Source organism: Streptomyces sp. NPDC048639, assembly GCF_043199075.1.
Taxonomy (GTDB): domain Bacteria; phylum Actinomycetota; class Actinomycetes; order Streptomycetales; family Streptomycetaceae; genus Streptomyces.
On record NZ_JBICVP010000002.1, the window covers coordinates 133,896 to 158,989 of the forward strand.

Annotated in this window: 17 protein-coding genes; 8 read left to right on the forward strand and 9 right to left on the reverse strand. The window is 72.2% G+C overall.

The features are described 5' to 3' along the window. Positions 1–196 precede the first annotated feature (196 nt). From ACGFNH_RS04960 to ACGFNH_RS04970, 3 genes are all read left to right on the forward strand, one after another. Positions 197–3,466, forward strand: coding sequence for a bifunctional cytochrome P450/NADPH--P450 reductase (locus ACGFNH_RS04960; protein WP_393651616.1), 3,270 nt, complete (start codon positions 197–199; stop codon positions 3,464–3,466). Positions 3,467–3,768: 302 nt separating this feature from the next. Further along, the gene (locus tag ACGFNH_RS04965; protein WP_393651617.1) at positions 3,769–4,191 is read left to right on the forward strand and encodes a hypothetical protein; all 423 of its coding nucleotides are present in this window, start codon (positions 3,769–3,771) and stop codon (positions 4,189–4,191) included. 333 nt (positions 4,192–4,524) lie between these two features. Continuing rightward, a complete protein-coding gene (locus tag ACGFNH_RS04970; protein WP_393651618.1) occupies positions 4,525–4,905 on the forward strand; it encodes a hypothetical protein in 381 nt (126 codons plus the stop codon). Positions 4,906–5,040: 135 nt separating this feature from the next. Here ACGFNH_RS04970 and ACGFNH_RS04975 read toward each other — a convergent pair whose 3' ends face one another. Beyond that, the gene (locus ACGFNH_RS04975; RefSeq protein ID WP_393651619.1) at positions 5,041–6,297 is read right to left on the reverse strand and encodes a cytochrome P450; all 1,257 of its coding nucleotides are present in this window, start codon (positions 6,295–6,297) and stop codon (positions 5,041–5,043) included. A gap of 321 nt (positions 6,298–6,618) precedes the next feature. Here ACGFNH_RS04975 and ACGFNH_RS04980 point away from each other — a divergent pair, with 321 nt between their 5' ends. Then, entirely contained in the window at positions 6,619–8,361 is a 1,743-nt protein-coding gene (locus tag ACGFNH_RS04980) for a serine/threonine-protein kinase (RefSeq protein ID WP_393651620.1), read from the forward strand. A gap of 621 nt (positions 8,362–8,982) precedes the next feature. On the opposite strand, the gene ACGFNH_RS04985 is transcribed toward ACGFNH_RS04980, so the two are convergent. The 4 genes from ACGFNH_RS04985 to ACGFNH_RS05000 all read right to left on the reverse strand — a co-directional run bounded on the left by ACGFNH_RS04985 (position 8,983) and on the right by ACGFNH_RS05000 (position 13,533). Then, positions 8,983–9,912: a hypothetical protein gene (locus ACGFNH_RS04985; RefSeq protein WP_393651621.1), complete on the reverse strand. Its 930-nt coding sequence runs from the start codon at positions 9,910–9,912 to the stop codon at positions 8,983–8,985. Next, entirely contained in the window at positions 9,909–11,735 is a 1,827-nt protein-coding gene (locus ACGFNH_RS04990) for a protein kinase (protein WP_393651622.1), read from the reverse strand. Before ACGFNH_RS04990 ends, ACGFNH_RS04985 begins: the two co-directional genes overlap by 4 nt. A 383-nt stretch (positions 11,736–12,118) precedes the next feature. Next, positions 12,119–13,072 (reverse strand): hypothetical protein, encoded by a 954-nt coding sequence (locus ACGFNH_RS04995; protein WP_393651623.1) that lies wholly within the window; start codon positions 13,070–13,072, stop codon positions 12,119–12,121. Positions 13,073–13,383: 311 nt separating this feature from the next. Then, positions 13,384–13,533 carry a hypothetical protein gene (locus ACGFNH_RS05000; protein ID WP_393651624.1) on the reverse strand — a complete coding sequence of 50 codons (150 nt, stop codon included), beginning with the start codon at positions 13,531–13,533 and terminating at the stop codon, positions 13,384–13,386. Positions 13,534–14,242: 709 nt separating this feature from the next. On the opposite strand from ACGFNH_RS05000, the gene ACGFNH_RS05005 reads away from it, so the two are divergent. Next, positions 14,243–14,911 (forward strand): CHAP domain-containing protein, encoded by a 669-nt coding sequence (locus tag ACGFNH_RS05005; protein ID WP_393651625.1) that lies wholly within the window; start codon positions 14,243–14,245, stop codon positions 14,909–14,911. A 235-nt stretch (positions 14,912–15,146) separates the two neighbouring features. Here ACGFNH_RS05005 and ACGFNH_RS05010 read toward each other — a convergent pair whose 3' ends face one another. The 4 genes from ACGFNH_RS05010 to ACGFNH_RS05025 form a co-directional block, all read right to left on the reverse strand. Further along, positions 15,147–16,208, reverse strand: coding sequence for a hypothetical protein (locus ACGFNH_RS05010; protein WP_393651626.1), 1,062 nt, complete (start codon positions 16,206–16,208; stop codon positions 15,147–15,149). 331 nt (positions 16,209–16,539) lie between these two features. Further along, entirely contained in the window at positions 16,540–16,938 is a 399-nt protein-coding gene (locus ACGFNH_RS05015; RefSeq protein ID WP_393651627.1) for a nuclear transport factor 2 family protein, read from the reverse strand. A gap of 276 nt (positions 16,939–17,214) precedes the next feature. Continuing rightward, the gene (locus tag ACGFNH_RS05020; RefSeq protein WP_393651628.1) at positions 17,215–17,736 is read right to left on the reverse strand and encodes a GNAT family N-acetyltransferase; all 522 of its coding nucleotides are present in this window, start codon (positions 17,734–17,736) and stop codon (positions 17,215–17,217) included. 154 nt (positions 17,737–17,890) lie between these two features. Continuing rightward, entirely contained in the window at positions 17,891–18,559 is a 669-nt protein-coding gene (locus ACGFNH_RS05025; protein WP_393651629.1) for a FadR/GntR family transcriptional regulator, read from the reverse strand. Positions 18,560–18,812: 253 nt separating this feature from the next. Here ACGFNH_RS05025 and ACGFNH_RS05030 point away from each other — a divergent pair, with 253 nt between their 5' ends. The 3 genes from ACGFNH_RS05030 to ACGFNH_RS05040 all read left to right on the forward strand — a co-directional run bounded on the left by ACGFNH_RS05030 (position 18,813) and on the right by ACGFNH_RS05040 (position 25,051). Continuing rightward, a complete protein-coding gene (locus tag ACGFNH_RS05030) occupies positions 18,813–18,935 on the forward strand; it encodes a hypothetical protein (protein WP_393651630.1) in 123 nt (40 codons plus the stop codon). A 312-nt stretch (positions 18,936–19,247) separates the two neighbouring features. Then, complete coding sequence (locus ACGFNH_RS05035; protein ID WP_393651631.1) at positions 19,248–21,872, forward strand: LuxR C-terminal-related transcriptional regulator; 2,625 nt, start codon at positions 19,248–19,250, stop codon at positions 21,870–21,872. Positions 21,873–22,234: 362 nt separating this feature from the next. Then, positions 22,235–25,051 carry an AAA family ATPase gene (locus ACGFNH_RS05040; protein ID WP_393651632.1) on the forward strand — a complete coding sequence of 939 codons (2,817 nt, stop codon included), beginning with the start codon at positions 22,235–22,237 and terminating at the stop codon, positions 25,049–25,051. The last annotated feature ends 43 nt before the right edge of the window (positions 25,052–25,094 follow it).

Genomic DNA, 25,094 nt, shown 5'->3' on the forward strand with positions numbered 1-25,094 from the left:
CGCGCTCGCCCGCGCAAGCCCCTACCGCGGGGAACAGCTACACGTTCCTGCAGTCGGCGCCCACGGAACCGTACGCCACCGGGGACAGGCTGGAGTCAGGCGCCCTCGGGCCGACGGACCGCGCAGCGAACGACGCGGTGCCGGTGGCTCCGCCGCGCGCCGCCTCATCGAGCCCCCACCGGAAGAAGTACTGGTGATGACGACCGACACGACAGTCCTCCCGCACCACGACGACATCCCCGTTGTGGACATCTCCCGGACCGGTCCCACGAACAAGCCGTTGCAGCAGGCCATGGACCTGGCTCGCCGTCATGGCCCGGTCTTCCGGCGCCGGTTGCACGGGATGGAGACCCTGTTCGTCAGCTCGCTCGACCTGGTCACGGAGCTGTCGGACGAGACCGGGTTCACCAAGTACGTAGGGCCCGCGCTGGAGAACGTCCGCGAGATGACGGCGGACGGTCTGTTCACCGCGTACAACGACGAGCCCAACTGGGGCAAAGCTCATGATGTGTTGATGCCCGCGTTCGCCCTCGGCTCCATGCGCGCCTACCACCCGGTGATGCTGCGGGTAGCCCGGCGGCTCATCGCCTCCTGGGACACGGCATCGGCGGCGGGCCGGCCGGTGGACGTGCCCGACGACATGACCCGGATGACGCTCGACACCATCGGACTGGCCGGATTCGGCTACGACTTCGAGTCGTTCGCGAGGAGCGAGGCGCACCCCTTCGTCGCGGCGATGGTCCGCTGCCTGGAGTGGGCCATGACCCGGCTCGGCCGCGCCCCTGACGGCAATTACGGCGTGCAGGACGCGGCGTTCCGCGTCGACGCGGACTATCTCGCCGGTGTCGTGGACGACGTCATCGGCGCGCGGAGCAAAGGCGGTGGCCCGGGCGGTGACGATCTGCTCGGGCTCATGCTGGGCGCCCCGCATCCCTCCGACGGCACCACCCTGGACCTGGCCAACATCCGCAACCAGGTCATCACGTTCCTGATCGCGGGTCACGAAACGACCTCGGGCGCCCTCTCGTTCGCGCTCTACCACCTTCTGAAGGACCCCACGGCGCTCCGGCTCGTCCAGCGGGAAGCAGACGAGCTGTGGGGCGACGAGACCGACCCCGACCCGTCGTTCGAGGACGTGGGGAAACTGCGGTACACCCGCCAGGTGATCAGCGAGGCGCTGCGCCTGTGGCCGACGGCGGCCGCGTTCGGCCGTGAGGCGCGCGAGGACGTCCTCCTCGGGGGCCGCATCCCGCTGCGCGCGGGAGAGCCCGCCATCGTTCTCACCCCGATGCTGCACCGCGATCCGGTGTGGGGCGCCAACCCCGAGCTGTTCGACCCTTCGCGCTTCACGCCCGAGGCGCAGGCGGCCCGGTCCCCGCACGCGTACAAGCCCTTCGGGACCGGGGAACGCGCCTGCATCGGGCGGCAGTTCGCGCTGCACGAGGCGGTCATGCTGCTGGGGCTGCTGGTGCACCGGTACCGCCTCCTCGACCACACCGACTACCGGCTGGAGATCAAGGAGACGCTGACGCTGAAGCCTGACGGCTTCTGCATCACGCTCGCTCCGCGCACCCCGGCCGACCGCGCCGCGGACCGTACGGCGCTCCCGGAGTCCCGCCCCGCCGGCTCCCCCCGGGCGGTCGGGGACTCAACGGCAGGCGCGACGCCGGGCGGGGGCGGTGCGCTGCCCGTACGGGTCGCACCGGGAACCGAACTGCTGCTTCTGCACGGCTCCAACTACGGCACCTGCCGCGGCTTCGCGCGGCAACTCGCCGATGAGGCCGAGGATCTCGGCTTCCGCCCGCCCGCGACCGCGCCCCTCGACGACTACGCGGACCGGCTGCCGACCGACCGGGCCGTGGTGATCGTGGCGGCCTCCTACAACGGCAGGCCCACGGACGACGCGGCGGCCTTCGCCGCATGGCTGGAGACGGCGGAGCCCGGCGCGGCGGACGGTGTGACGTATGCGGTGCTGGGCGTCGGTGACCGCAACTGGGCCGCCACCTATCAGCGCGTACCCACGCTCATCGACGAACGCCTTGCGGAACTGGGCGGCACGCGCCTGATCGAGCGCGGCGCGGCGGACGCGTCCAGCGATCTGGCGGGCGCGGTCGGCGAGTTCACCGAGCGTCTCTCGCGCGCGCTCCTGGAGCAGTACGGCAGCGGGACGACGGAGGGGGTGGAGGTGGCGGAGGGGGCGGCCGGTCCGGGGGCAGTTCCGCGGCAGGCCGAACCGGCTTTCACCGTCACGGAGTTGGCCGGTGGCCCGCTCGACGCCCTGGCCGCGCGCCACGGCATGGTGGGGATGACGGTGACCGAGGCCCGTCCGCTCACCGCTCCCGGGCACCCGCGGGTCAAGCAGTTCCTGCGGCTCGCCCTGCCGGAAGGGGTCACCTACCGCACCGCCGACCATCTGACGGTCCTGCCGGTCAACGCCCCGGCTCTCGTGGAGCGCGCCGCGGCGGCGTTCGGCGCGAACCCGGACGCGGTCCTCGACATCCGCGCGAGCCGCCCGGCCCGGAGCGCGCTGCCGGTCGACCGCCCCGTGACCGTACGGACCCTGCTCGGCCGCTTCGTCGAACTCCAGGACCGGCCCGCGGCAGGGCAGTTGGCGCAGCTCGCCGAGATCAACCCGTGCCCGCCGGAGCGCATCGCGCTGCAGGCGCTGGCCGACGATCCGGAGGCGCGTGCCGCCGATCCGCGGACGCTGGTGGAGATCGTCGAGGACCATCCGGCGCTGCGCGAGGCCCTGACCTGGCCGGTACTGCTGGAACTGCTGCCGCCCCGGCGCCCGCGCCACTATTCGGTCTCCTCCTCACCGGCCGTGGACCCGCGCCACGCGGATCTGATGGTCTCTCTGCTGCGCGCCCCGGCACGTTCCGGACGCGGGGAGTTCACCGGTGCGGGGTCCGGTTTCCTCGCCGCGCTGCAACCCGGCGACACCGTGCTCGCCCGGATCCAGCCGTGCCGGGAGGCGTTCCGGGTGGCGGAACACGAGGCCACGCCGCTGATCCTGGTCTCGGCGGGTACGGGTCTTGCGCCGTTCCGCGGAGCGGTCGCCGACCGGCGGGTGCGCACTGAGCGCGGAGAGCAACTGGCGCCCGCGCTCTGCTACTTCGGCTGCGACGACCCGGACGGCGACTTCCTGCACGCGGAGGACCTGCGGGCCGCGGACGCCCTGGGCGCGGTCTCGCTGCGTCCGGTGTTCAGTGCCCGGCCGGAGCGGGGCCAGCGGTTCGTCCAGCACCGCATCGAGGCGGAGGGCGAGGAGGTGTGGTCGCTGCTGGAGCGCGGCGCGCGGGTGTACGTGTGCGGCGACGGCGCGCACATGGCCCCGGGGGTGCGCGAGGCGTTCCGCGCGCTCTTCGCCGCGGGGACGGGCGCGGCGCCCGATGCCGCCGCGACGTGGCTGGACGGCTTGATCGCGGAGGGGCGGTACGTGGAGGACGTCTACGCGGCAGGGTGAGACCTGCGCACCGAAATGCCCCCGAACGGCCGGGTCTTGAGGCCCGGCCGTTCGCCGCGCATCACGCGCCGCCGCATGTCAGGCCGCCACGGATCACGCGCCACCGCACGTCATGCACCGCCACGGCATGGGCGCTTCTGCCGCAAGGGCATGGAGTACCTGCTGCTCACGCTCTGCGCGACGCCTCCGTGCTCTGATGACTCATCCGGACATTCCAGACGCAGGCGCATACCGCCGCGTCATTCATACAGGGGGGCCACTTGTCCAGAAAACTCAGGGCGAGAGCGATCGCCGGAACTGCCGTGACGCTCGCCGCACTCGGCGGAACCGTACTGTTCGCCACGCCTTCACAGGCCGCGGAGTCGAGCACCACGGCCACGGTGTGGGACTACGCCAACGGCTGCAACTACACCGTCAGCGCCTGGAGTTCGTACGACGGCGGGGGTGAGGTCCTCAACGCGGTCACGGACGCGACGGCCACGTCGTCGAGCTGTGCGTCGAAGTTCAACGGCGGCCAGGTGACGGCACAGATCGTGTGCGACAACGCCTCGTCGATCAATCTGAAGTACCCGATCAGGACCGCGGTCGCCTGGCGCCCGTACGGCGCCACCTCGTGCTACGCACGCTTCCGCTACAGCCCGACGGGCCTCCAGGGCACGTGGGGCACCGAGTACCGCGTCGGCTGGTGGCCGGCCTTCGGCTGGCAGACCCCTTACGCGGCCTGATCCGTCGTGCGGTCCGACCGTGATGCGACCTGCCCCGTCATCCGGTCCGGCCCTTGCGCGGCGCCCGCCCCCGTACGCGAGTTGACCCCCGTACGCGGCCCGGCGCCGGACCATCATCGAGGGCCCGTCAGGCGGCTGACGGGCCCTCGGTGCTGTCCTGCTGTCCTGCTGCCGTGCTGTCCGGCCCCGTTCCCCTGTCCGGCCCCGTTCCCCTGTCCGTGTCCGTGTCAGCAGTGGTGTGCCATCGGGACAGCCGTGATGTCAGAGGGAGGCACTAGCGTCCAGTGATGTCGGTCCGTCGGCACGAGACCGTGCATCAGGAGGGGAGCAGCCGTGCACTGGACGGGGTGGGTCGTACTGGCCCTGGTGGTGATCATCGGTGGATGGATGCTGTTCGACGGCGTCCACGCGCTGGTGACCGGTGATTTCGTCACGCCCCGCAGCGGGTCGCACGCGGGGCAGCTCGGCCCGTGGGCGCATGTTGTCTCGGGGGTCGGCCTCGAACCGCGATCGGCGCCGGTCGAGCTGGTCTTCGTCGGGTATGCGGGCGCGTACCTGGCCGCGGGCGTCGCGTATGTCACGAGGGTGCCGGGGAGCTGGTGGGCCGTGGCGGTGCTCGCTCTTCTCGGCCTCTGGTATCTGCCGTTCGGCACCGTGGCCAACCTCGCGGTCATAGCCCTGCTGCTCACGCCGTCCCTGCGAACGGCCGCCTGAGGGCTGTCCCGCAATCCCCGGCGGGGCGGACGCCCGGGACCGGACCCGCATGCGGCCCGGGTGCGTGGCACCGCGGTCCATGGGCTCGGCATGCCCGGCTCGGGCCCGGCGCCCGCTCAGAACGAGACCGCCTGCTCAGAACGTAACCGGCAGGGCGCTCAGGCTTCGGACGCGCAGTGATTCGGTCCAGCGCAGTTCGCCCGCGGGGACGGACGGAGTCAGGGCCGGAAAGCGGTGGATCAGGGCGCTCACGGCGATGCTGTTCTCCAGGCGGGCAAGGGTCGCGCCGGGGCAGTAGTGGGCACCGTGGCCGAAGGCGAGGTGGCCGTTGCTGTCCGCACGGGTGGGGTCGAAGACCTCCGGCGACGCGAAGAGGTCCGGGTCGCGGTTGGCCGAACCCCAGGACAGCCATATGCGTTCACCGGCGCGTACCGTCATCGGCCCGAGGTCGACGTCCTCCCGCGCGAAGCGCCTCACCGCCACCATCGTCGGGGAGTTCCAGCGCAGCGCCTCCTCGGTCACCGCATCCATGCCCAACGCGCCCATCCGGAGGGCGGCGAGGTGTTCGGGGTGGGTGAGAAGGGCCAGCACCGTGGTGGCGATCAGTGTGGCCGAGTTGTTGTAGCCGCCGAAGAGCAGGAGGAAGGCCAGGGCGACCAGCTCGTCCTCGTTCAGCCGGTCCCCGTCGTCGCGGGCCGCGACCAGGGCCGACAGCAGGTCCCCAGCGGGCTTGCGCAGCTTTTGCCCGACGAGCCCGGTCAGGTATCCGTGCATGCTCCGCATGGCCTCGCGCGAGCGCACCGCGGCGTCGGGCGCCGGGGAGTTGAGTGTGTTCGTCCAGCCCCGGAAGTCGGGGCGGTCCTCCTCGGGAACCCCCAGCAGATCGCAGATCACCGCCATGGACAGCGGCATGGCGAGATCGGCCACGATGTCCGCGCGTCCCAGGGGGGCCATCCGGCCGAGCAGGTCGTCGGTCACCCGCTGCACGGAGTCCCGCAGTCCCTCCATACGGCGGGGAGTGAACGCCGTGGCCACCAACCGCCGCAGCCGGGTGTGCTCGGGCGGGTCGGTGTTGAGCAGATGGGCGTCGAGTTCGGGAGGCATCGAAGCGCCATGGCTGCCGGTGGTGGCCGCATGGCACTTGTCGAGCGACAGCCCCGGATCCGTGGTGGCCGCACGGACCTCGCGGTATCCGGTGACCAGCCGTACCGGCGACCCGTCCGGGGTGACCGCCCGGTGGACGGCCGCCGCACCGTTCAGCTTCGCGTAGCTGCCATGGGGGTCCGTGACGAAGGGCCCGTCGAGGACGATCGGATCCTGGGGCTCCGTCACATGGTCTCCCGCGTCGTCGAGGTCGCGGCGCGCACTTCCGGGCACGCGCCGACCGGTCACGGTTTCAGCATATGGGGACCCATTCGGGCCGGTTGAGGCCGGTCGGTCATCCGGTCCGGCATCGGCCGTCAGCCGTCGATGCCGGAGACGGGAAGCGGGGGAAGGGAAGCGGAGGTCCGGGACCGCTGGGTCGGTCCCTCCGGCGCCGGTGAGCGCGGCACGCCGGCGGTGTCGGATTCGGCCTCCGGGAGTCGTCTCCGGGCGTGGGGCGACGAGGAGCGCCGGGCACGTAAGCGACCGACGCACCGGCTCACGAATGAGTAGCGACTACCCATAAGTTCGGTGGCTGCGGCGCCCCATGGCCCCGTACGCTGACCAGCCATGAACACCAGGGGGGCCGGCAGACGGCTTGTCGACGGCCGTTTCGAGCTCATCGCACGACTGGGCAGCGGGGGCATGGGGACCGTGTGGCGCGCCCGCGACACGGCGCTGCACCGGGAAGTGGCACTCAAGGAGGTCCGGCCGCCCGACCCCGCTCTGGCCGAGGGCGATCCGCACCTCGTCAGAACGGCGCGCGAGCGCGTACTGCGCGAGGCGCGCGCACTCGCGCGCCTGGACCACCCGCATGTGGTCACGATCCATCACATCGTCGAGCCCGTCGACGGTTCGCACCCCTGGCTCGTGATGGAGCTCGTACGGGGCGGCTCCCTCGCCGACCTGCTGGCGCAGGGCCCGATGCCGACGCCCGAGGTCCTGCGGCTGGGCCGCGGCGTGCTCTCCGCCCTCCGCGCCGCCCACGCGGCGGGCATCCACCACCGCGATGTGAAGCCCGCCAACGTCCTGCTGCGCGTGGACGGCAGCCCGGTGCTCACGGACTTCGGGATCGCCGCGCTCCGGGAGTCGACCAGCCTGACGGCGACCGGCGACCTCATCGGCTCGCCCGAGTACATCGCCCCCGAACGCATCCGGGGCGTCGAAGGCGATCCCGCCTCGGACCTGTGGTCCCTCGGCATGCTGCTCTACGTCGCCGCCGAGGGCTCCCACCCCCTGCGGCGGGCGACGAGCCTCGCCACGCTCGTCGCCGTACTCGACGATCCGATCCCTCCGCCCGTGCGGTGCGGGCCGCTGGCGCCCGTGCTGGCTGAGCTGCTCGTACGCGACGTCGCCGACCGTGCGGACGCGGCGCGCCTCGAGGTGCTGCTGGGGAACGCGGAGCGGGCGGCGGGCACCGTGCAGGACGCGATGCCCGCGGGTTTCGCCGCCGGCGCGGGAAGCGGCGAGGTGAACGACGCGGTTCCGCCCTTCCAGGTCCCGCACGTACCGGCCCGGCCGGTACTGGCCACGCCGCCGCCCGCCCCGCAGAATCCGTATGCGCAGCCCCCGGCGGACCGGGTACCGCCGCCCGGCGTCTTCGGCCCCGCCCCGGGCCCCACGCCGCCCCCGATGCCTCCGCCGACGCGCAGTAAGCCCCGCCGGCCCCTGGTCGTCGGACTGGCCGCGGTCGCCGTGGCGGCCACGGTGACCGGCGCCCTGGTCTTCCTGCCGCGCGACGACTCCGCCGACGCCGCCGACGGCAAGGAGCGCCCGGCGGCGAGCGAAACGTCCGGCGCGACGGGTGACCGTTCCGCGAAACCGGACGGCGAGAAGTCCGAACCGGAGGAGCCGGTCACTCCCGGCAAGCGGCGCGACCTGCTGACCCCCTCCGGCATGCGGGACGCCGTCAAGGCCTTCCGCTCGGCGTCGGGCCGTCCGGACGTCGTGGACCTGACGGTCTACCCGGAGTACGCGATGGCGTCGATCCCGTCGAAGTCCCGCTCGCGGGTGTACGACGAGTACCAGTTCCGGGAGGAGGTCGCAACGCGCACCGGGCCGGGCAGCACCCTGGACTCCGACGACGTGACGGTCGACCTCCGCAAGATCGACTGGGACGTCCTGCCGAAGCTGATGAAGAAGGCGGAGAAGGAGCTGGGCGTCGCCAAGCCGACGAACCGCTACATCATCGTCGACACGGACATCATTTCGCACGTCGCCTCGTTGCGGATCTACCTCACGGACGACTACGGCGCCGCATTTCTCACCGCGGACCTCAAGGGCCGTGTGGAGAGCATGCATCCGCGCGACTGACAGCTCCTCCGGCAGGCCGGCGGAACGGCCCGGATCGCCCGGCCACAGCGGTCTGTTCTCTCTCGGTCCCATGACGAGGAGCGCGTCCCGGCGCCGTCGTACGGAGTTTGGGGATGCGGAGTACGCCTCGGGTTCGCGGGCGACACAGTGGGCTCGCGGCCAACTCCACCCATCGGTACCGGAGTTCAACGGGCCCTGTCCCGACAGGCGAGGCCCTGCGGATACGGGTCCGGGACCGGTCGTACGTCCGCGCCGAGGTCAGGAAGCCGTCATGCCGACCCGCGCCCGGCGGCCGCAACCACACTCGGCGACCCGGCACCCATGGGCGTGGGGGGAATGGCGGGCTCGCTGATCCGCCGGAAGCGTCGACACTCGCCCGCGGTCCGTCCGTGAGGGAGCGCCGCTGTCCGCGCCGGCCTTCTCCTCGGCCCGCTCATCGACCGGCTGCTCGACCTGCCGCTCGACCTGCCGCTCGACAGGAACGCCGGTGATGCGCCTCATGATTCAGATACGGGCGGACCGACGTGGCGACACATCGGCAGGACTACACCACGGCACCACCAGCTTCCGGACCTCGCCGAACTCCTCCCCGGCCCCGCCCCGTTCCTCCCCGCGCTCTTCTCAGCGATCCTTCTTCGTGCACCGGTAGACGAAGCCGACCGAGTCGCGCCGGTCCGGCCCCGGGGACGTGACCTCCAGGTGGGCCCGGGCCTTGAGCGTGCCCTCGCCGTCGAAGGACCAGCTCATCTCGACGACAGCGGTCCGCTGCCCGTCCTCCACGCTCTCCTTCCTCGGCGGCGACACAGTGCCGTCGCTGCGCCGCCACCGGTAAGTGAGTTCCCCCGCCTCCCCGTTGGTCCTGACGACCCCCCGTACGGTGACGGTGCTGCCGCACCCCGCCTGCCCGGAGTCCACCGCCACGTCGACACCGCTGACCGTCAGCGAGTCCCGGTTCAGCGGCCAGCGCTCGGCCGCCAGCAGTCCGAGCAGCGCCAGAATCACCACGTACGGCGCCGCGATGCGCAGCCGTTCCCCGAAACCGCGGCGCCGCGCCCGCTTGCGGCCGCGCTGCCGGGACGCCGCGGCCTCCCCCGTCGGCACGCCAGGCCCGAAGCGCAGCCGTGCCTCGTCGGGGACCGGGGTCTCGCCGGAGACCCGCGGCGCATCGGGCGCCCGCGCCGCGTCGGACGCCCGCGCCGCGCCGGTGGCGCGCGCCGCGTCCATGGACCGCTTCGCGTCGGCGAACCGAAGCGTGGACACGGCCGTGCTGCCGACGCGTTCGGTGTCCGCCATGGACCGTGCGCGCTCGTGCTCCGGCATGAGCCGTACTTGTTCCAGCTCGACGGTGACGTCGAGGGAGGTGTCCGCCTCCAGCTCCATGGGCGGGTCGCCCGGCTGCCAGGTGCCGTGAAGCGGCGGTTCCCCTCCCTGCCCCCACACCCGGGTGGTGTGCCGCGTGTCCCCGTACCGTGCGCCGTTGCTGCCGTCTCCGCGATTGCCCCCGTTGCCGCCGTGTCCGGTCGCGGGGCCGTGGCCGGTCGCGCCGTTCATCTCGGGACACATGCGTCGGTGTAACCGTTTCTGTACGGGCGGCCGGTCTCGGCTCCCGGCGACGTGGACGCCAGGACGCCGCGGTAGTCCGAGCAGTTGGACCCGTCGAAGGAGTGCTCGGCGTCGATCACATAGCTGGTCTTGCCGCTGAGGTAGAAGGTCTGGGTCGCGCCGTCCGGCGAGCCCGGGTTCGAGGCGGCGCTGCCGCGGCTGGAGTCGTACCACGTGACCCTGAGCTGGACCGGGCCCGTGGTGTCGGTGCTGACCTCGAACCGTGCCGACGCCCGGGATCCGTGACCGGGCTGGAAGTCGGTGACGTACACCGACTCCACCGCCGCCGGGGCGGGCGCGCTCTCCGCGCCCGGCTCCTCGGGCTCGGTGGGGTCCGTGGAGGCGGACGTCGTCGGTCCCGGGTCGGCCGGAACGGGCTCGGTGCTGTCCGGGGTCTCCCCCGGGGCGACCGTCACCTGGATCCCGTCCGGCGTCTTGCCGTCGCCGGGGTCCTCGTCGTCCGGTGAGGCGGAGGCGCCGACCGAGGGCGAACCGGACTCCTGCGGCGTCCTGCCGGGGGTCTTGTCCGGATCGGCGTCCGCACTCCCCGGCCGCGACGAGGCGTGGTTGTCGGCGCTGCCCGCGGCGTGATCCGTGGGACGCCTCCCGTCGTTCGGGCCCGCGAGCGAGACGACCGCGCCGAGCGCGACCACGGCGGAGCCCGCCGCCAGAGCGGCCCGTGCCTTCCGGGTGATCGGCCGGCGGATCAGCGACGCCCCTGAACTGCCCAGGACCGGTGCGCCGGTCGTGACCGCATCCTCCGGCGGCGCCAGCGACGTCGTCGCCGAGTCGGCGTCGTGGGAGGTGCCGCTCTCCCCGTCCGGCAGCAGGTGGAAAAGGGAGACCAGCGCGGCGAGCGTGCGACGGCCGCGCTCCTCCCAGTCGCGTCCGCCGAGTGACAGGCCCACCGCCTCGACCTCGCCGACGAACTCCTCGGCGGTTGCCGGTCGGTCGCCGGGCGCCTTGGCCATCCCGCGCAGGACGACACCGCGCAGTTCCTCGCGGATCGCGGAGACCGGCACCGGTGCGCTGACGTGCTGCACGGCCAGTTCCGGCACGGTCACGCCCGGGAAGGGAGGTGCGCCGGTGAGGCACTCGAAGAAGGTGGCGGTCGCCGCGTACACATCGGCGCGCGGCGACGCGGGGCGTCCCTCCCACTGCTCGGGCGCCATGTAGAGCGGGGTTCCGGCGGCCGGAGCCTCGTCTCCCTGCCGCAAGGCGATGCCGAAGTCCACGAGGACGGAGGAGCCTTCTGAGGTGACGAGCACATTGCCCGGCTTGTAGTCGCGGTGGACGAGCCCGCAGCGGTGCGCGGTCGCCAGACCGAGCAGCGAGCCCTTGAGCACGGCGAGCGCCGCCTCGGGCGGCAGCGGTGCGTGCTTGCGCAGCAGTGTGCCGAGGTCGACACCGTCGACGTACTCCATCACCAGCGCGACGCCGCCGGCGGTCTCCACGTACTCGTAGAGCGCGGCGATGTGCGGGGAATCGAACGTCTCCAGGGTCCGGGCCTCGGCGCGGAAGCGCCCCAGGAGCTCAGGGTCCCGCCAGGTGTCGTCGCTCAGATACTTGACGGCCACGGCGGTGCCCGTCAGTTCGTGGACGGCCTGGACGACCCGGCCGGTCGTGCCACGGCCCAGTGGTCGGATCGGCCGGTAGCCGGGAACGGCCCATCCCTCGGCCTCCGTTGCCGCCACAGCACCGGCGTCCCATCCGGCTGTCCCCTCCCAGCCGGCCACGCCGTCCCCCTCCGCCGTGCCATGCCAACCGGCCACGCCGTCCCCCTCGGACATGCCGTGCCAACCGGCCGCCTCTCCGTGTCCACTGCCCCCGTGTCCGTCGTATCCGTCCGCAGGTCGGTTTTCGGCCCCGTTGCCACCTGCGGCTCCGACGGTGTCCTCGCCCCCGGCGTGGATCGGATCTGTCATTTTGTTATCCCCCAGCCGGCACGGATGCCGGTATTCATGGTGTAAGAGGGGGAGAGCCGCATGCGTGCATCGTCGCCTGGTCGGTGGCGCGATGGCCGGCACCCGGCGTGCGTTCGGCTCTCCCCCGCGGGCGTCCTATCGTGGCCGGATCGGGACCGCCTGCCATGAGTAACGACTACGCATATCGCACCGACGGGGTTTGAACTGCCGTACGGGGCAACTGCGGTGCGTCACACGGTCATTGCGTCGGGTACGGAGACGTGCTTCACGTAGGCGTCGTCACCGCTCGGCCAGTCGTTGTCCAGGCAGACCGCGTGCACCCACATGTGCCCGCCCGCCTGGGTCGCGTGGTTCTTCGGGTAGCCCACCACCAGGCCCTCGACCTCCAGGTCGGGTGCGTTGAGGGCGCACGAGCCGAGGTAGGCGGCCGGCCCCCCGCCCGCGCCGGGCAGGGCGTAGCCGCGGACGTCCTTGGTCGCGTCGGAGCTCACGTAGAGGCGGCCGAGCGGGGAGAACGCGCCGCCCTGGACGCGGCGTATGGCGTGCGGCAGGGCGATGGTGCGCACCAGGCGGAAGCCGTCCGCGGGGTCGTAGGCGTGCACCTGCGTCACCTGGGGGATGGACTGCCCGGAGTCGCCGAACGCCGAGCTGTAGAGGAGTCCGTCGCGCGGGTTGACAGCGCACCAGGGCATGGAATCGCCTTGCGGGCGGGGACCGTTGCCGCCGAGGGGCACGATCCGTACGGTCGCCCCCTGGGCTCCGTCGACGGCGATCTCCCACACCTTGGCGGGTTCGAGGGCGGCGTAGATCCGGTTCCGGGCGAAGTCGAAGCCGATGTCTCCGAGATGGTGGTCGCGCGCCGGGTTCTTGATCATGAGGGTGCGCTGGGCGAAGTCATGGGTGACCCGCCAGATGCCCTCGCCGGAGTCGTCGGAGTTGTTGGCGATGTACCAGTACTCCGTGCCGGCAGTGATGCCCTGCAGCTCCTCGCTGTAGTCCTCGTTGTCCCAGACATGTTCGTTCTTCACGTACCACTGGGACATACGGGGGTCCGGGCTCGGCGCGGCGGCGGGCGCCGCTCCCGAGGCGGTACCGGCGAGTGCGCCGCCGGCTCCTGCCGCTACAGCGACTGCTGCCGCGGCGCGCAGGGCGCCGCGGCGGGTGATGGCGGGATTTCTTGGCACAGGTCCTCTTCCCTTGTCGCAAGGACCAGGCGCCGCACGCCCGGGCGGCCGTGCCGCACCTGATCGGGTTCGTCGGTTGCTCATGCGGTGGTGTTCGCGGTGGTGTTCCCCGTGGTCGAGGCGCCTTGCGGTGGGGGCCGGGCCCTGCCCGAACCCACGACAGGGCCGTGCCACCCCTCCGTAGTGGCACGGCCCCTCGGGCGCGCACGATGACGCGAAGTCCCGGCCCGGCCCCGGGGGCAGCCGGGGCCGGACCGGCTCACCGCCGGTGGCTCGTACCGGACACCACGACCAGGTATCCGGTCCGGGCGCTACAGCGGTGAGGTCAGTGCCACGGCCACGTTGTCGCGGCCGAGGGTGAGCTTGCTCTGCGGAAGGCCGTCGGCCCGGCAGCCGTACGGGGTGAAACCCGGGTTCACCGACCGCGCCATGTCGGCGTGGAAGCGCGATCCGGCGCCCATGCTGTGGAGACCGATCGGCGCGCGGAAGAGCCTGCGGGTCCGCGGACGCGGCAGCGTTGGAACGCGCCTTCGCCGAGGTCCGCGCACCCGCCGCGGTACATCCGGTCGGCGGAGCCGCCTTGGTGCACCCGGGTTTGCCGACCTTCACACGAACCGGCACAGTACGGGCCGGCACCGGATCGCATTTGGTGACGGCGAGGTCCGCCTCGCTCGCCGTGCCCGCGGTCACGTGCCGGTTCGCGGTGTCGAGGCGCCGCTCACCGGGCTTGCCGGCGCCGGGCTTCTCCGCCGCCGACGCGACTCCGCGATGACACAGGACCATCCGGGCGGCGGCCGCGCCGGCCGCTCCCGAAGTGATGCTGCGTCTGTTCATGCTTCCCCCTCGGGAAACCGGGGACCTGGCCCCCGGCCCCCGGCCATATGCGGATCTGATGGAAAAGATCATCACTTTTCGCGAGGCTCCGAGGAGAGAGCACCGGCTACTCAACTCACCTGCGCAAAAGCGTCCTTGACCTCCCTCGCGGCCGGGAGGGATCGAAACCGGGTTCGAGCTGAGTAGTCCAGGCTCACGCACCCGGGTGTAACGGATCACTACGTTCCGTATCGCGGGGGGCCACGCGCACGCTCGGCGGCGACGCGGCGACGCGCTCGATATTCGACCCGTGCCGGGCTCCCGGCGATGCCTCTCCCCCACAACGAAAGGCGACTCGTGTTCTCCACACCCCTGCACAGCCGACTGACGACCCTGGGATGTGTCGTCGTCCTCTGCGCCGCCGCGGCTCCCGTCGCGGTCGCGACGCAGCCGCGGACCGAGGTCCGCACGATGGCGGCATCGGTGCCCGCAGAAGCACAGGAGGATGAGCGGACGGCGATCGCGGAGCGGGCCCGGGCCGCCCTGACGACCCCCCTGGAGTTCCGCCTCACCGCGGAGGGCGAGACGCTGCTGAGCCGGCCGGGAGAGCCGGAGGGCAACAACTATCTGGGGCAGGACGGCAGCAATACCGACCGCAACACGTACAACGACTTCAACGGCCTCGCCTGGTGCGGCTACTTCGCCGCCGACATGTGGGACCACGAGGGCGTGCCCGAGCACTACCGGGGATCGCAGTCCTGGCGTACGAGCCTGGGCGAACGCTTCCACGCCTATGCCTCCGATGTGCTGCCGCAGGTCGGTGACGTCCTGGTGTGGACGAACCAGGACAACGCCGCGCAGGGCCACGTGGGCGTGGTGGTCGAGGTCTCCGGGACCACGGTCACGACCGTCGAGGGGAACACGGGTCACAACAGCGACAGCGTCTCGGAGCGCACGTACGAGTGGGACGGGGCGGGGCCGGTCCACGGGGACAAGCTGTTCCGCGGTTTCGCGTCGCGCTTCTGAGACACCGCGCCTTCGCGGCAGGGACATCCGCGATGTCCCGACGGGCCCCGCACCGCAGGCACTCCGGATGACGCCGGGCCCCGCATGACGGAGCCCGCCCGTCCACCCCTCGCTCCTGGGGCGGACGGGCGGGCATCTTTTGCCCGGCCGTCAGGGACGGCTGCGGCCGGGCGTCAGCGGCCGCGCTGCATGGTGGCTGGCCATCGCAGCCGCTGGGTCTTCACGGAACCGGGCCTCAACCCGCACGGCCGGAGTCGGGGTCGGCCATGAGCCCGGAGCCGTCGACCGCCTCGAAGTCCGAACCCTTGAGGTCCTTCAGGGCGTTCAGCTGCTCGTTGTCCCACCGGTCGTCCTGGTCGCCGGAGAGGTACCAGGAGGATCCGTTGTCGGCGACGATCGCGCCGTACTTCTTCAGCGCCTCGGCCACGACATGGGCCTGCGCGGGCATGCCCGAGGTGTCGACGCCGTTCTTCAGCCGCAGGCGCAGACCCATGGGCGGCAGGTTCTTGTTGTCCTCGGCGCCGGCCTGGTGCCGGGCGGGCCACACGTACGAGCGGTCCGACTCCGGCACCGTCATACGGATCGCGTGGTCGATCCGGCCCGCGGCCACCTCGTCGTAACGGACCAGTCCGGGAAGGATCGCGAGACCGGCGGCGTCCGCCGAGGTCCAGCCGTCCGGGCGGAGCTTGTGGTCCTTCAGATCGAAGACGGCGCCGGAGCCCGCGTGCCAGGAGGTGCCGCCGTTCGGCTTGGCGTCATACAGCTCGTACGCGTTGCAGCGCTGCCGGTCCCAGACGATCACGTGCCGGTCGCCGTCGCCGTTCCGGCCGCCCTCGACCTTGGCGTCCTGCGGGATGCGGTAGCCGGACTTGTCGCTCTCGTCGGCGTAGTCGAACGAGATGTCGGACGGGGCGACGTCCTCGTCGACGGTGGTGACGGGGATGCCGAACGGCTTGCCGTCGATGAGGCCGGAGCCGAAGTCGGGGTGGACGTTGTCGCCCGGGCCGATCGCCGAGACGTACGCGGAGGACTTCGCGTGCACGGGGAGCCCGGCGGCCGGTGCGCGCCAGAAGCTGTCGGCGAGGGAGGTCGCGCACTGACCGTCGGCCTTGGCGACCGCCGCGCGCTTCTTCGCGGGCTTCGGCTTGGGCTTGGGCTTCGCGGACGGTGTGCTCTTGCGCGCGGCCGATCCCGCCGTCTTGGCTTCCCGGGTCGGGGACTGGGAGGCCGCCGGGCGTTCGTCCGCGGCATTGCTCCCGGCGTCGTCATCGCAGCCGGTCAGGAGCGTCAGCGCCATCGCTCCCACAGCCGCGCTCGCCATGAGGGGCCGGCGTTGTGTCCCTGCTCTGCGCATGCTTCTCCTCGACATCCAATGGGGGCCGCGCCGGGCGCTACGCCTCCTGGCCCGGGTGGTGGTCGGCCCGAACCGGCCACACCCTCCCCGCGGCCGACCCGGACGCCACCGAGGCTATTGCCGTCGGCGCGCCCGGGCGTCCCGGGAGGCGCATGGAGCGAAGAGTTGAGCAGGCGTTGCTCAGGCGGGTGCGTCCGAGGGGCATTCGGCCAGGTGCCTTCAGGTGGTCATGGCCGTCGCGCCGCGGAGACCCGGGGATTCCGCGTCCGTTCCGTCAAGTTTTGTCCGGGAACGAGTGATGTTCATGCGTCACGATCCAGCGTCCGTCGTCCTTGCGAAGTCCGACGGTCAGGCGCAACCGGTTCGCCGGGTCCTCCTCCAGTTCCTTCGGCGTCCCGCAGCGCAGCAGCGCATGGGCGAAGGCGACGTCGTCTCCCGCGGTGACGTCGAGGGAGAGGATTTCGAAGGCGGCGCCCTGACGCTGCCACTCGAAGAAGGGCGGCCAGGTCTCGCGGTAGGCGCCGATGCCCCGTACGCCGTTCTCGGGCGGCGGGACATCGAACATCACGATGTCGTCGGCATGGTCGGCGAGAACCGTGTCGAGGTCGCCCTCGTGCACGGCTGCCGCCCAGCGCTCGATGAGGGTCCGGATCTGTGTCGTGTCGTCGGCCACGATGGGTTCCCTTCCGCGGTGCCGCTCGGTGGCGGGATCGGCGGTCTCTGTGGGCGTCCTGTCGCCCACACCCATGAGGACCGCGGCGGCGCCCGTGATTCATCGGTACCGCACGGGCGCCACGGGATACACGTATTGATCCCGCAGGGCGAGACGGCCATGTCCGCTCTACGGAACCAGGACGGCCCGGGAGCCCGATGGCCGCTTCGGCTCCGGCCGGGGCGGTACGGCGCCGGCTTCGGCTTCGGCTTCGGCTACGGCCCTGGCGGTACGGCGCTAGCGGAGCTCGCCTTCCAGCAGGCCCATCGTGAACATGTCGTACCAGTCCCCGTCGCGCCGGAAGCACTGGCGCAGCCTGCCCTCCTCGACGAAACCGACCTTCCGGTAGACGTGATGGGCGGCGTGGTTCTCGGTCACGACCGTGAGCTTGATCTTGTGCAGCCGCATCTTCTCGAAGCCGTAGCGGCAGGCGGTGCGCATCGCGTCGGTCGCGTAGCCGCGCCCCCAGAACCCCTTCTCACCGAGGTAGATGTCCAGTTCGGAGCACCCCGTCTCCGCCTTGGCGCCGTGCAGGCGGACCAGGCCGATGAGGGTGCCCTCGCTGCGGACCTCGATCCCGAAGAGCACGTCGTCGTATGCGTTGCGGGGCCGGTCCTCCAGCCACTTCCTGACCTGCTCCCGCGTATCCGGGTATCCGTCGCTGAGCCAGCGCATGACCTCGGGGTCGCTGTTCCAGCGCCACAGCGCCTCGGCGTCCCCCGCGTCCATCGCCCGCAATATCACCAGATCTCCGAGCACCGCGCCTCCCCGGACTTCGTAAGCGTCACGATCGGCGATCGCGCACCCCGGAATGGGTAACACGGCGCGGCTGCGGTCCTCCACTCGATATTCCGGGCGGAGTCGCCCCGCGGCCGCGGATCGCCGGGCCGGGAGAAGCCGGGAGAGAAACGCGTCAGTGCCGCGAGGGCAGGGCCGCCATCATGATGCTCTCGGTTTCGGCCATATATGTCTCCGACGCCTTGCGCGCCGCATCCGCGTCACCCGCGCATACCGCCTCCGACAGCGGCCGCAGGCGCCCCGCCGCGACCTCCGGATCACGGAACGGATCGGCGAGCAACTGGCGTACCGGCATATAGGAGTTGAGGAACGTATTGGTGAGCAGCGAGTAGACGCGATTGTGGGACGCGACCGCCAGGATGCGGTGGAAATCCGCGTCCGCGAGCTGGATGTCGTCCGTGGAGTTTCCGCCCGCGACGATCTCCACCTGATCCCGGAGCGCCTTGCGGTCCTCCTCGCCGTGGTGGTGCGCGGCGCGCACCGCGATCAGTGCGCCGACACTCTGCCTGACCTCGAACACCTCGGCCATCCAGCCCGGGTACTTGACCACGAGCGCGGGCAGCAGATCCACGCTGCCGACCCGCATGAAATCCCGCACCCGGGTGCCGATGCCGTGACGCGTTTCGACCAGTCCGGAATGCACGAGCCGGACGAAAGCGTGCTTGAGTGTGGTCCGGTTGACGCCATACCGTGCCGCGAGTTCGCGTTCCGGGGGCAGCAGGCTGCCGACGGCGTACCGGCCGTCGAGAATGTCGTCACGCAGGTGCCGCTCCAGCGCGTCCACCGCGGTATCCCGCGGTATGGGTTCCACTGCCACCGCTGCCCTCAGCCCCTTCACTCCGCATGTCGGACATCGATTCTCGCAGTGGCTCAGTCACTGCACAAGCAATGCCCGAGGCAGCCCGGATGTCCCACATCCGATCATGCACGAATCTTGACGCTTTCTAGTGAGGTGTGCATGACTTGGGCGGTCACCAAGTGGCTGGACCACTGAGCCACTAGCACGATACGGATTCGCAGCACGGAGGAGTTGAATCATGTCCTTGTGCTCGGGGTTCTTCCCGGCATCGGACACCTGGGGACAATTCGCCGTCTCCCGTCCCTGGCGCGCTCCGGTCCTGGAGACGATGGCCTTCCGGTACGCGATCGGCTGGGTCTAGCTGCGCTACCTCTCCGACGGGTGGCGCGCCCCCCACACGAGCCCTGACGGGCTCCCGCCGGGCCTCCGGAATCCCCGGACGCACCCCGGCCGCGCCGAATCCACCCGCCACCGGACCGTACGACGCGACCCGCCCCACGGGTCCGCCACGGACCAGGCTGCCGACAACAGCCCCGGCGCCGCCACCGGCGCCCTGCCCCCACTCGCTGCGCCGCTCCCCACAGCCCCCGCACACACCCCCCACCGATGTGACCGGGCGTCAGGAACGTGCACCACCGTCGTCCGTCCCACCGCAGAGGGAGAACCGCACCTCATGACCACCCGCTCCTTCCCCCCGGAGTGGCCGCTCGTCGGGCGGGCGGATGAACTCGCCACGGCCACCCGGCTGCTGACCGCCCCCGATGCCCGCGGCATCGTCGTCACCGGACCCACCGGTACCGGCAAGAGCAGACTCGCGTACGAATGCTGGAAGCGCGCCGTGCAGCGCGGTCACCCCGGCATCCGCACCGCAGCCACCCGCGCGTCCCGTTCCGTACCGCTCGGAGCGCTGGCGCCCCTGCTCACCCCGCGGGCCCACGGCCGCGGCACGTCGTTGCACTTCCGGCAGCCGCGGACCGGCGGTTCGCGGCGGCTCCCCACCGTGCTGCTCATCGACGACGTGGATCTTCTGGACAACGCGTCCGTGGACCTGCTCAGGCCCCTGTTGGCGTCCCGGGAGCTGCTGCTCATCGGGACGGCGAGCGACGAGGGGACGGCCGGGAACCCCGGATCCGGAGTCGTCGAGGAACTCCTCCCCGTACCCGTACGGCCGCTGTCCGTGGCCGCGGTCGGCCGTCTGCTGGAGCAGGTGCTGCGCGGGCCCGTCGAGCGGCGCACCCTGCGCGGGCTCCACACGGTCGGCGGCGGCCGGCCGCTCTACCTCCGCGAACTGGTCAGCGGCGCGCTGGCGGGCGGCGAGCTGGTCTGCGAGACCGGCCTGTGGCGGCTGACCGGCGACCCCGCCCCGCCCCAGCGCCTGGTCGAGCTCGTCCGGTACCGGCTCTCCGCCGTTCCCGAGCAGGACAGCGCCGTGCTGGAGGACCTCGCCCTCTGCGGCCCCGAGGACCCGGACGTCCTGCCCGCCGAGACCCTGTCGCGGCTGCGGGCCGAGGGCCTGGTCCGTACCGATCGCCGGGGCGAACGACGTGTGGCCGCGGTCGCCGACCCGCTGCACGCGGAGGTCCTGCGGACCACCGTGCCCGTCCAGCGGGCCCGGCGGATCCTGCTCTCGCGCGCCGAGCGCACCGAGGCCCGCAGCGGCCAGGGGGACGACGCCCGCCTGCGGTGCACGCTCTGGCGGGTCGAGGCGGCCGACGCCGTACCCGCCGAGCGGCTGTCCGAAGCCGTCGAACTGGCCCGCGCCGACCACGACTTCCCCGCCGCGCTCGGCCTCGCCGAGGCACTGGTCAGGGCACGCGCGGACGCCCACTCCTACCTCCTGCTGGGAGAGTTCCGGCACGCATGCGGCCGCCCGCAGGACGCCGAGCAGGCGCTCGCCCGGGCCCTGGAACTCGCCACGACCGACGAGGAGCGGTTGTTCGGCGTCGTCCTGCGGACCCAGAACCTCGCCCAGGGCCTGCTGCGCCTCGGAGAGGCCTTCGACGTCAACGCGGCCGCCGTCCGCGGCACGACGGACACCGAGATCCAGGCCGTGCTGCGGGCGAACGAGGCGGCGCTGTGGACGCTGGCCGGGGAGATCGATCGCGCCAGCGCCCGCCTTCAGAGCGCCATGGAGCACGAGTCGGACCGCCCGGCGATCGTCGCCGCCGTGCCGTCGGTGTACTGCCTGACCGAGTCGGGTCGGTCCGACGAGGCACTGTCCGTCATGGCCGAACACAGTGCGCGGTCGCCCTGCACCCGCGCCAACAGCATCGCCCACCCGGCACGCCTGCTCACCGCGGGAGCGCGCGCCCTCGCCGAGTCCGGACGGCTCGACGAGGCCGAGCGCATGGCCCACGAGGCGTACGACAGCGCCGTCGACAGCCGGGCGGGCTCCGCGCAGGTCCGTGCCGCCACCGACCTGGGCTGGATCTGCTATCTGCGCGGCCAGATGGTGCAGGCGCGCTGCTGGTTCGCCTCGGTCGTCTCCGTCTCGCGCGAGCACGGCTTCCTCTCCGGCCTCTGGGCCGGACTGGCCGGACGCGCGCTGGTGGACGCCGTGACCGGCGACCTCGAGTCCTCCGACGAGTCATGGGCCGCGGCGCGGGCGCTGCGGCGCGACGCGTGGCTGCGGCCCGAGGCCCAGCTCGTCCAGGCATGGCGGAGCGCAGCCCTGGGCCGGGTCAGCCAGGCGCGGTCGCTGCTGCTGGGCGGGGCGCGGTCGGCAGCCCGTACGGGGCTTCTCGTGCTCCGGTCGCATCTGCTGTTCGACGTCGCCCGGCTCGGCGACCCGCACGCCGTCCACGAGCAGCTCGCCCAGCTCGCCCTCCACTCGCCCAACCCCTGCGTGGACCTCAGGGCCCGTACGGCCGGGGCTCTCGCGGCAGGCAGCGGTGAGGAGTTGGAGCGCTGCTCCCAGGAGTGGGAGGAGATGGGAGCGCTGCTGGTCGCGGCGGAGACCCGTACGGCAGCGGCCGGTGCCCAGCGCGGTCCCGGAGCGCACCGCAGGTCCGCCCGGTGCCGGGAGGAGGCCGAGCGGCTGGCGGCGCTGTGCGACGGGGCGAGAACGCCGGGGCTGACGCCGCACACGGTGCGCGACAGCCTCACCGGCCGGGAGATGGAGATCGCGCTGCTCGCCGCCAACGGCCTGGGCAACGCACAGATCGCCGAGCAACTGCTGCTGTCCGTCCGCACTGTTGGCAACCACCTGCAGCGCGTCTATTCCAAGATCGGCATACGGGACCGGCGGCTCCTGCGCGACGCCCTGCGGCGCGAGCCACTCGTCCCGGGCCGGGCGTGAGCGCCACGGGCGGGGGGTGAGGTCCAGGGCGGGGGTGAGGCCCGGAACGGAGCAGGGCGGGGGTCGTCGGCGGCGCACGGCCGGCCGGGCGCCATGCCGTGCCGTTCCGTGCTGCGCCGGTGCTCGACGGCACCCGGCCCGATCCTCCCCACGACCGGGGATCCGGTGGGCTCCCCGGAACCGTACTGCCTGCTGAGGATGCGTCCGGATCACCGGTCCGGACGGAGGAACGCCCCCGCGGGCCCGGATGAGTAAGGACTGCTCATGCGCACAAGCGATCCGGACCATCAAGCTCTGCAAGGGTTGGCAGTAATCGTACGGCGCGGCGCACACTCGCATATCGCGCCGGCCTGGAGCAGCACGTGAAGCCCACCCCGTCCACACGTACGTACCCGAGGCCCGCGCAGATCCCCGCGAGCCGTCCGGTCGGGCCACCGCCCTCCGGCCGTGAACGCTGGCCGTTCACCGCACGGGAGGCGGAGCTCGACGCCGTAGCCGCCTGCCTCGACGACCCGTCCACCACCGCTGTGCTCATCCACGGCGAAGCGGGAGTGGGCAAGAGCCGCCTCGCCCATGAGGCTCTGCGGCTCGCGTCACGCAAGGGTCACCGAGTCGAGCGGGCGGTCGCGACCTCGTCCGCGGCCGCCCTCCCGCTCGGCGCGCTCGCCCATCTGCTGCCGCCCGACGCGGTCGCCCACGATCCCGTCACCGCCTTCCACGCGGCGGCGAAGGCATTCGGCATGCGCACGGACACCGGCCCCGACGGCAGGTCGTCGGAGCGCAGGACCGTGCTCCTACTGGACGATCTGCATCTGCTGGACAACGCCTCCGCGGTGCTCCTGGGCCATCTCCTGTGGGCACGGGCGGTGTTCCTCATCGCCACCGTGCGCGACGGCGCTCCTCCCTCGGACGCGGTCGCGGCGCTCGACCGCGCCGAGACGACGCGCCGTATCGCGCTGCACCCCTTCAGCCGGTTCCAGGTGCGCGAAGTGCTGAACCGCCGCCTCGACCACCGGGTGGAACACGCGGCCCTGGACGCCCTGTTCACCTGGTCCCGCGGCAACGCGCTCTTCCTGTACGAGCTGGTGACCGGCGCCGTCGACGACGGAACCCTGCAACTCGGCGACGGACTGTGGCGCCTGACCGGCAAGCCGACCGGCACCCGCCGGCTCACGGCCATCGTCCGGCAGCGGTTGCAGGGCCTCTCCCCCGCCCGGGAGGCGCTGGTCGAACTGGTCGCCCTGTGCGAGCCCCTGCCACTGGGCGCGCTCCGCAACGGAAACGCCGACGCCACGGATCTGGAATGGCTGGAGAAACGCGGCCTCATCCAGCTCCACACCACCGGCCGCAGGACGTACTACACGCTGGGTCACCCTCTGTACGGCGAGGTGGTCCGCCACCGCATCGCCCCCGAGCGCCGCCGCGAGATCTACACCTCGCAGGTGCGGTCCCTGGAGAAGCACGGGGTCCGGCGCCGCGAGGACGCGCTGCGCCTCGCCTCCTGGCAGCTCGCCGCCGAACTCCCCGTGGAGCACGCCCTGTTGGTGTCCGCGGCCGCGATGGCGCGCCATGTGCGGGACTTCCCCACGGTGCTGGAGCTGCTGTCCGGTCTGCCGCAGGGCTCGGAGTCGTTCGAGGTGTGGCTGATGCGCGGTGAGGCGTACCACCACACCGCGCAGTGGGAGCGCGCCGAGGAATGCCTGCTCAACGCCGGGGACATCGCGCTCGGGGACCGGGAGATCCTGACGGCGACCATGGAACGCACCCAGAACCTGTTCTGGGGGTACGGCGACATGGCGCGCACGCTGGCGGTCAACAGTGCGGCCTGCGAGCGGCTCGGGGAGTCCGGACGCCGGGTGCTGCGCATCAACGAGGCCGGATACCGGATGTACTGCGACGACATCCGCGCCGTGCTGCACCTGCTCGAGGACGCCGAAGAGGTGCCGGTGCCGCGGCTGCGGATGTGGGGTCAGCTCCAGCGGTCGCTGGCCCTGTCCTACCTCGGGCGGACCCGGGACGCGTCGGACCTGAGCCGGCGCGTGCACGAGGAGATGAGGGAGGCCGACCGGGGAGAAGGCCGGTCGGACCCCTCGTCGCACTGCAGCGGCCCCGCCATCTACCGCGTCGTCGCCCTGTCCGAGGCGGGACGGACCAATGAGGCGCGGGTGGTGGGGGACGACGCGTTCGCATGCGCCGTGGCCGCCCAGGCCGTGCATCTCCAGGCGTGGATCGCGACGCACATGGGGCGCTGCGAACTGATGGCGGGCCGCCTGGAACAGGCCCGCGACTGGTTCGCCGAAGCCGTCTCGCTCGCCCGCGCGCACGCCTTCTCCCGTCCGCTGGCGTTCAGTTGCGCCGGACTCGCCGCGGTGCATGCGCAGCGGGGGTCGGTCGGTGACGCCCGGAAGGCGCTGGAGGCCGCCCGCGAGGCACCGCCGGACCAGCAGCAGGCCGTGGGGCTGATCACGAGCCTCGCCGGTGCCTGGGTCGAGGCCGCCGGCGGGAGCATGGCGAAGGCCCGCTCGATCCTGGCGGAAACCGCCCGTCGGGCCCGGAGCATGAGCATGTTCTCGTACGAGGCGTGGCTGCTGAGCGACATGGCCCGCCTCGGGGGTGCCCCGGAGGCGCACGAGCGTCTTGCGGAGCTCGCGGACGCGAGCGACAGCGAACTCACCCGGGCCAGGGCCGAGTCCGCCCGCGCGTACGTCACGGGCTCCGCCGCCGAACTGCGCGTCGCGGCGGACCTGTGTCTGCTCGCCGGCGCGGAACTCCTCGCCGCCGAGACCGCATGCGAGGCGTCGAGGGCCGCGGAGCGGGAGGGAGACCCGAGGGCGGCCGCGGCGGCGGCCGTCCTCGCGGGCCGGTCACTGGCCCGCTGCGGCGGTGCCAGGACCCCGGGGCTCAGCGACGGCAGGGCCCGCCCGCTGACGCGGCGTGAGTCCGAGATCGCGGTGCTGGCCTCGGGCGGTCTCACCAGCCAGGAGATCGCCGACCGGCTCGTGCTCTCGATCCGTACGGTCGACAACCATCTGCTGCGCGCGTACGCCAAGCTCGGGATCGCCTCCCGCACCCAGCTCCCGGCGGCGCTGGCCGGCCAGGCCGAGATCCGGGCCTCGCGTTCCGGTGCGCCGGGCGCGGCGAGAAAGATGCGGCCGGAAGAGAGTGGCGACTACTCATGACCTTTCGTACCGGGGAGTAGACACTTCAAGGACGAGACCGAGC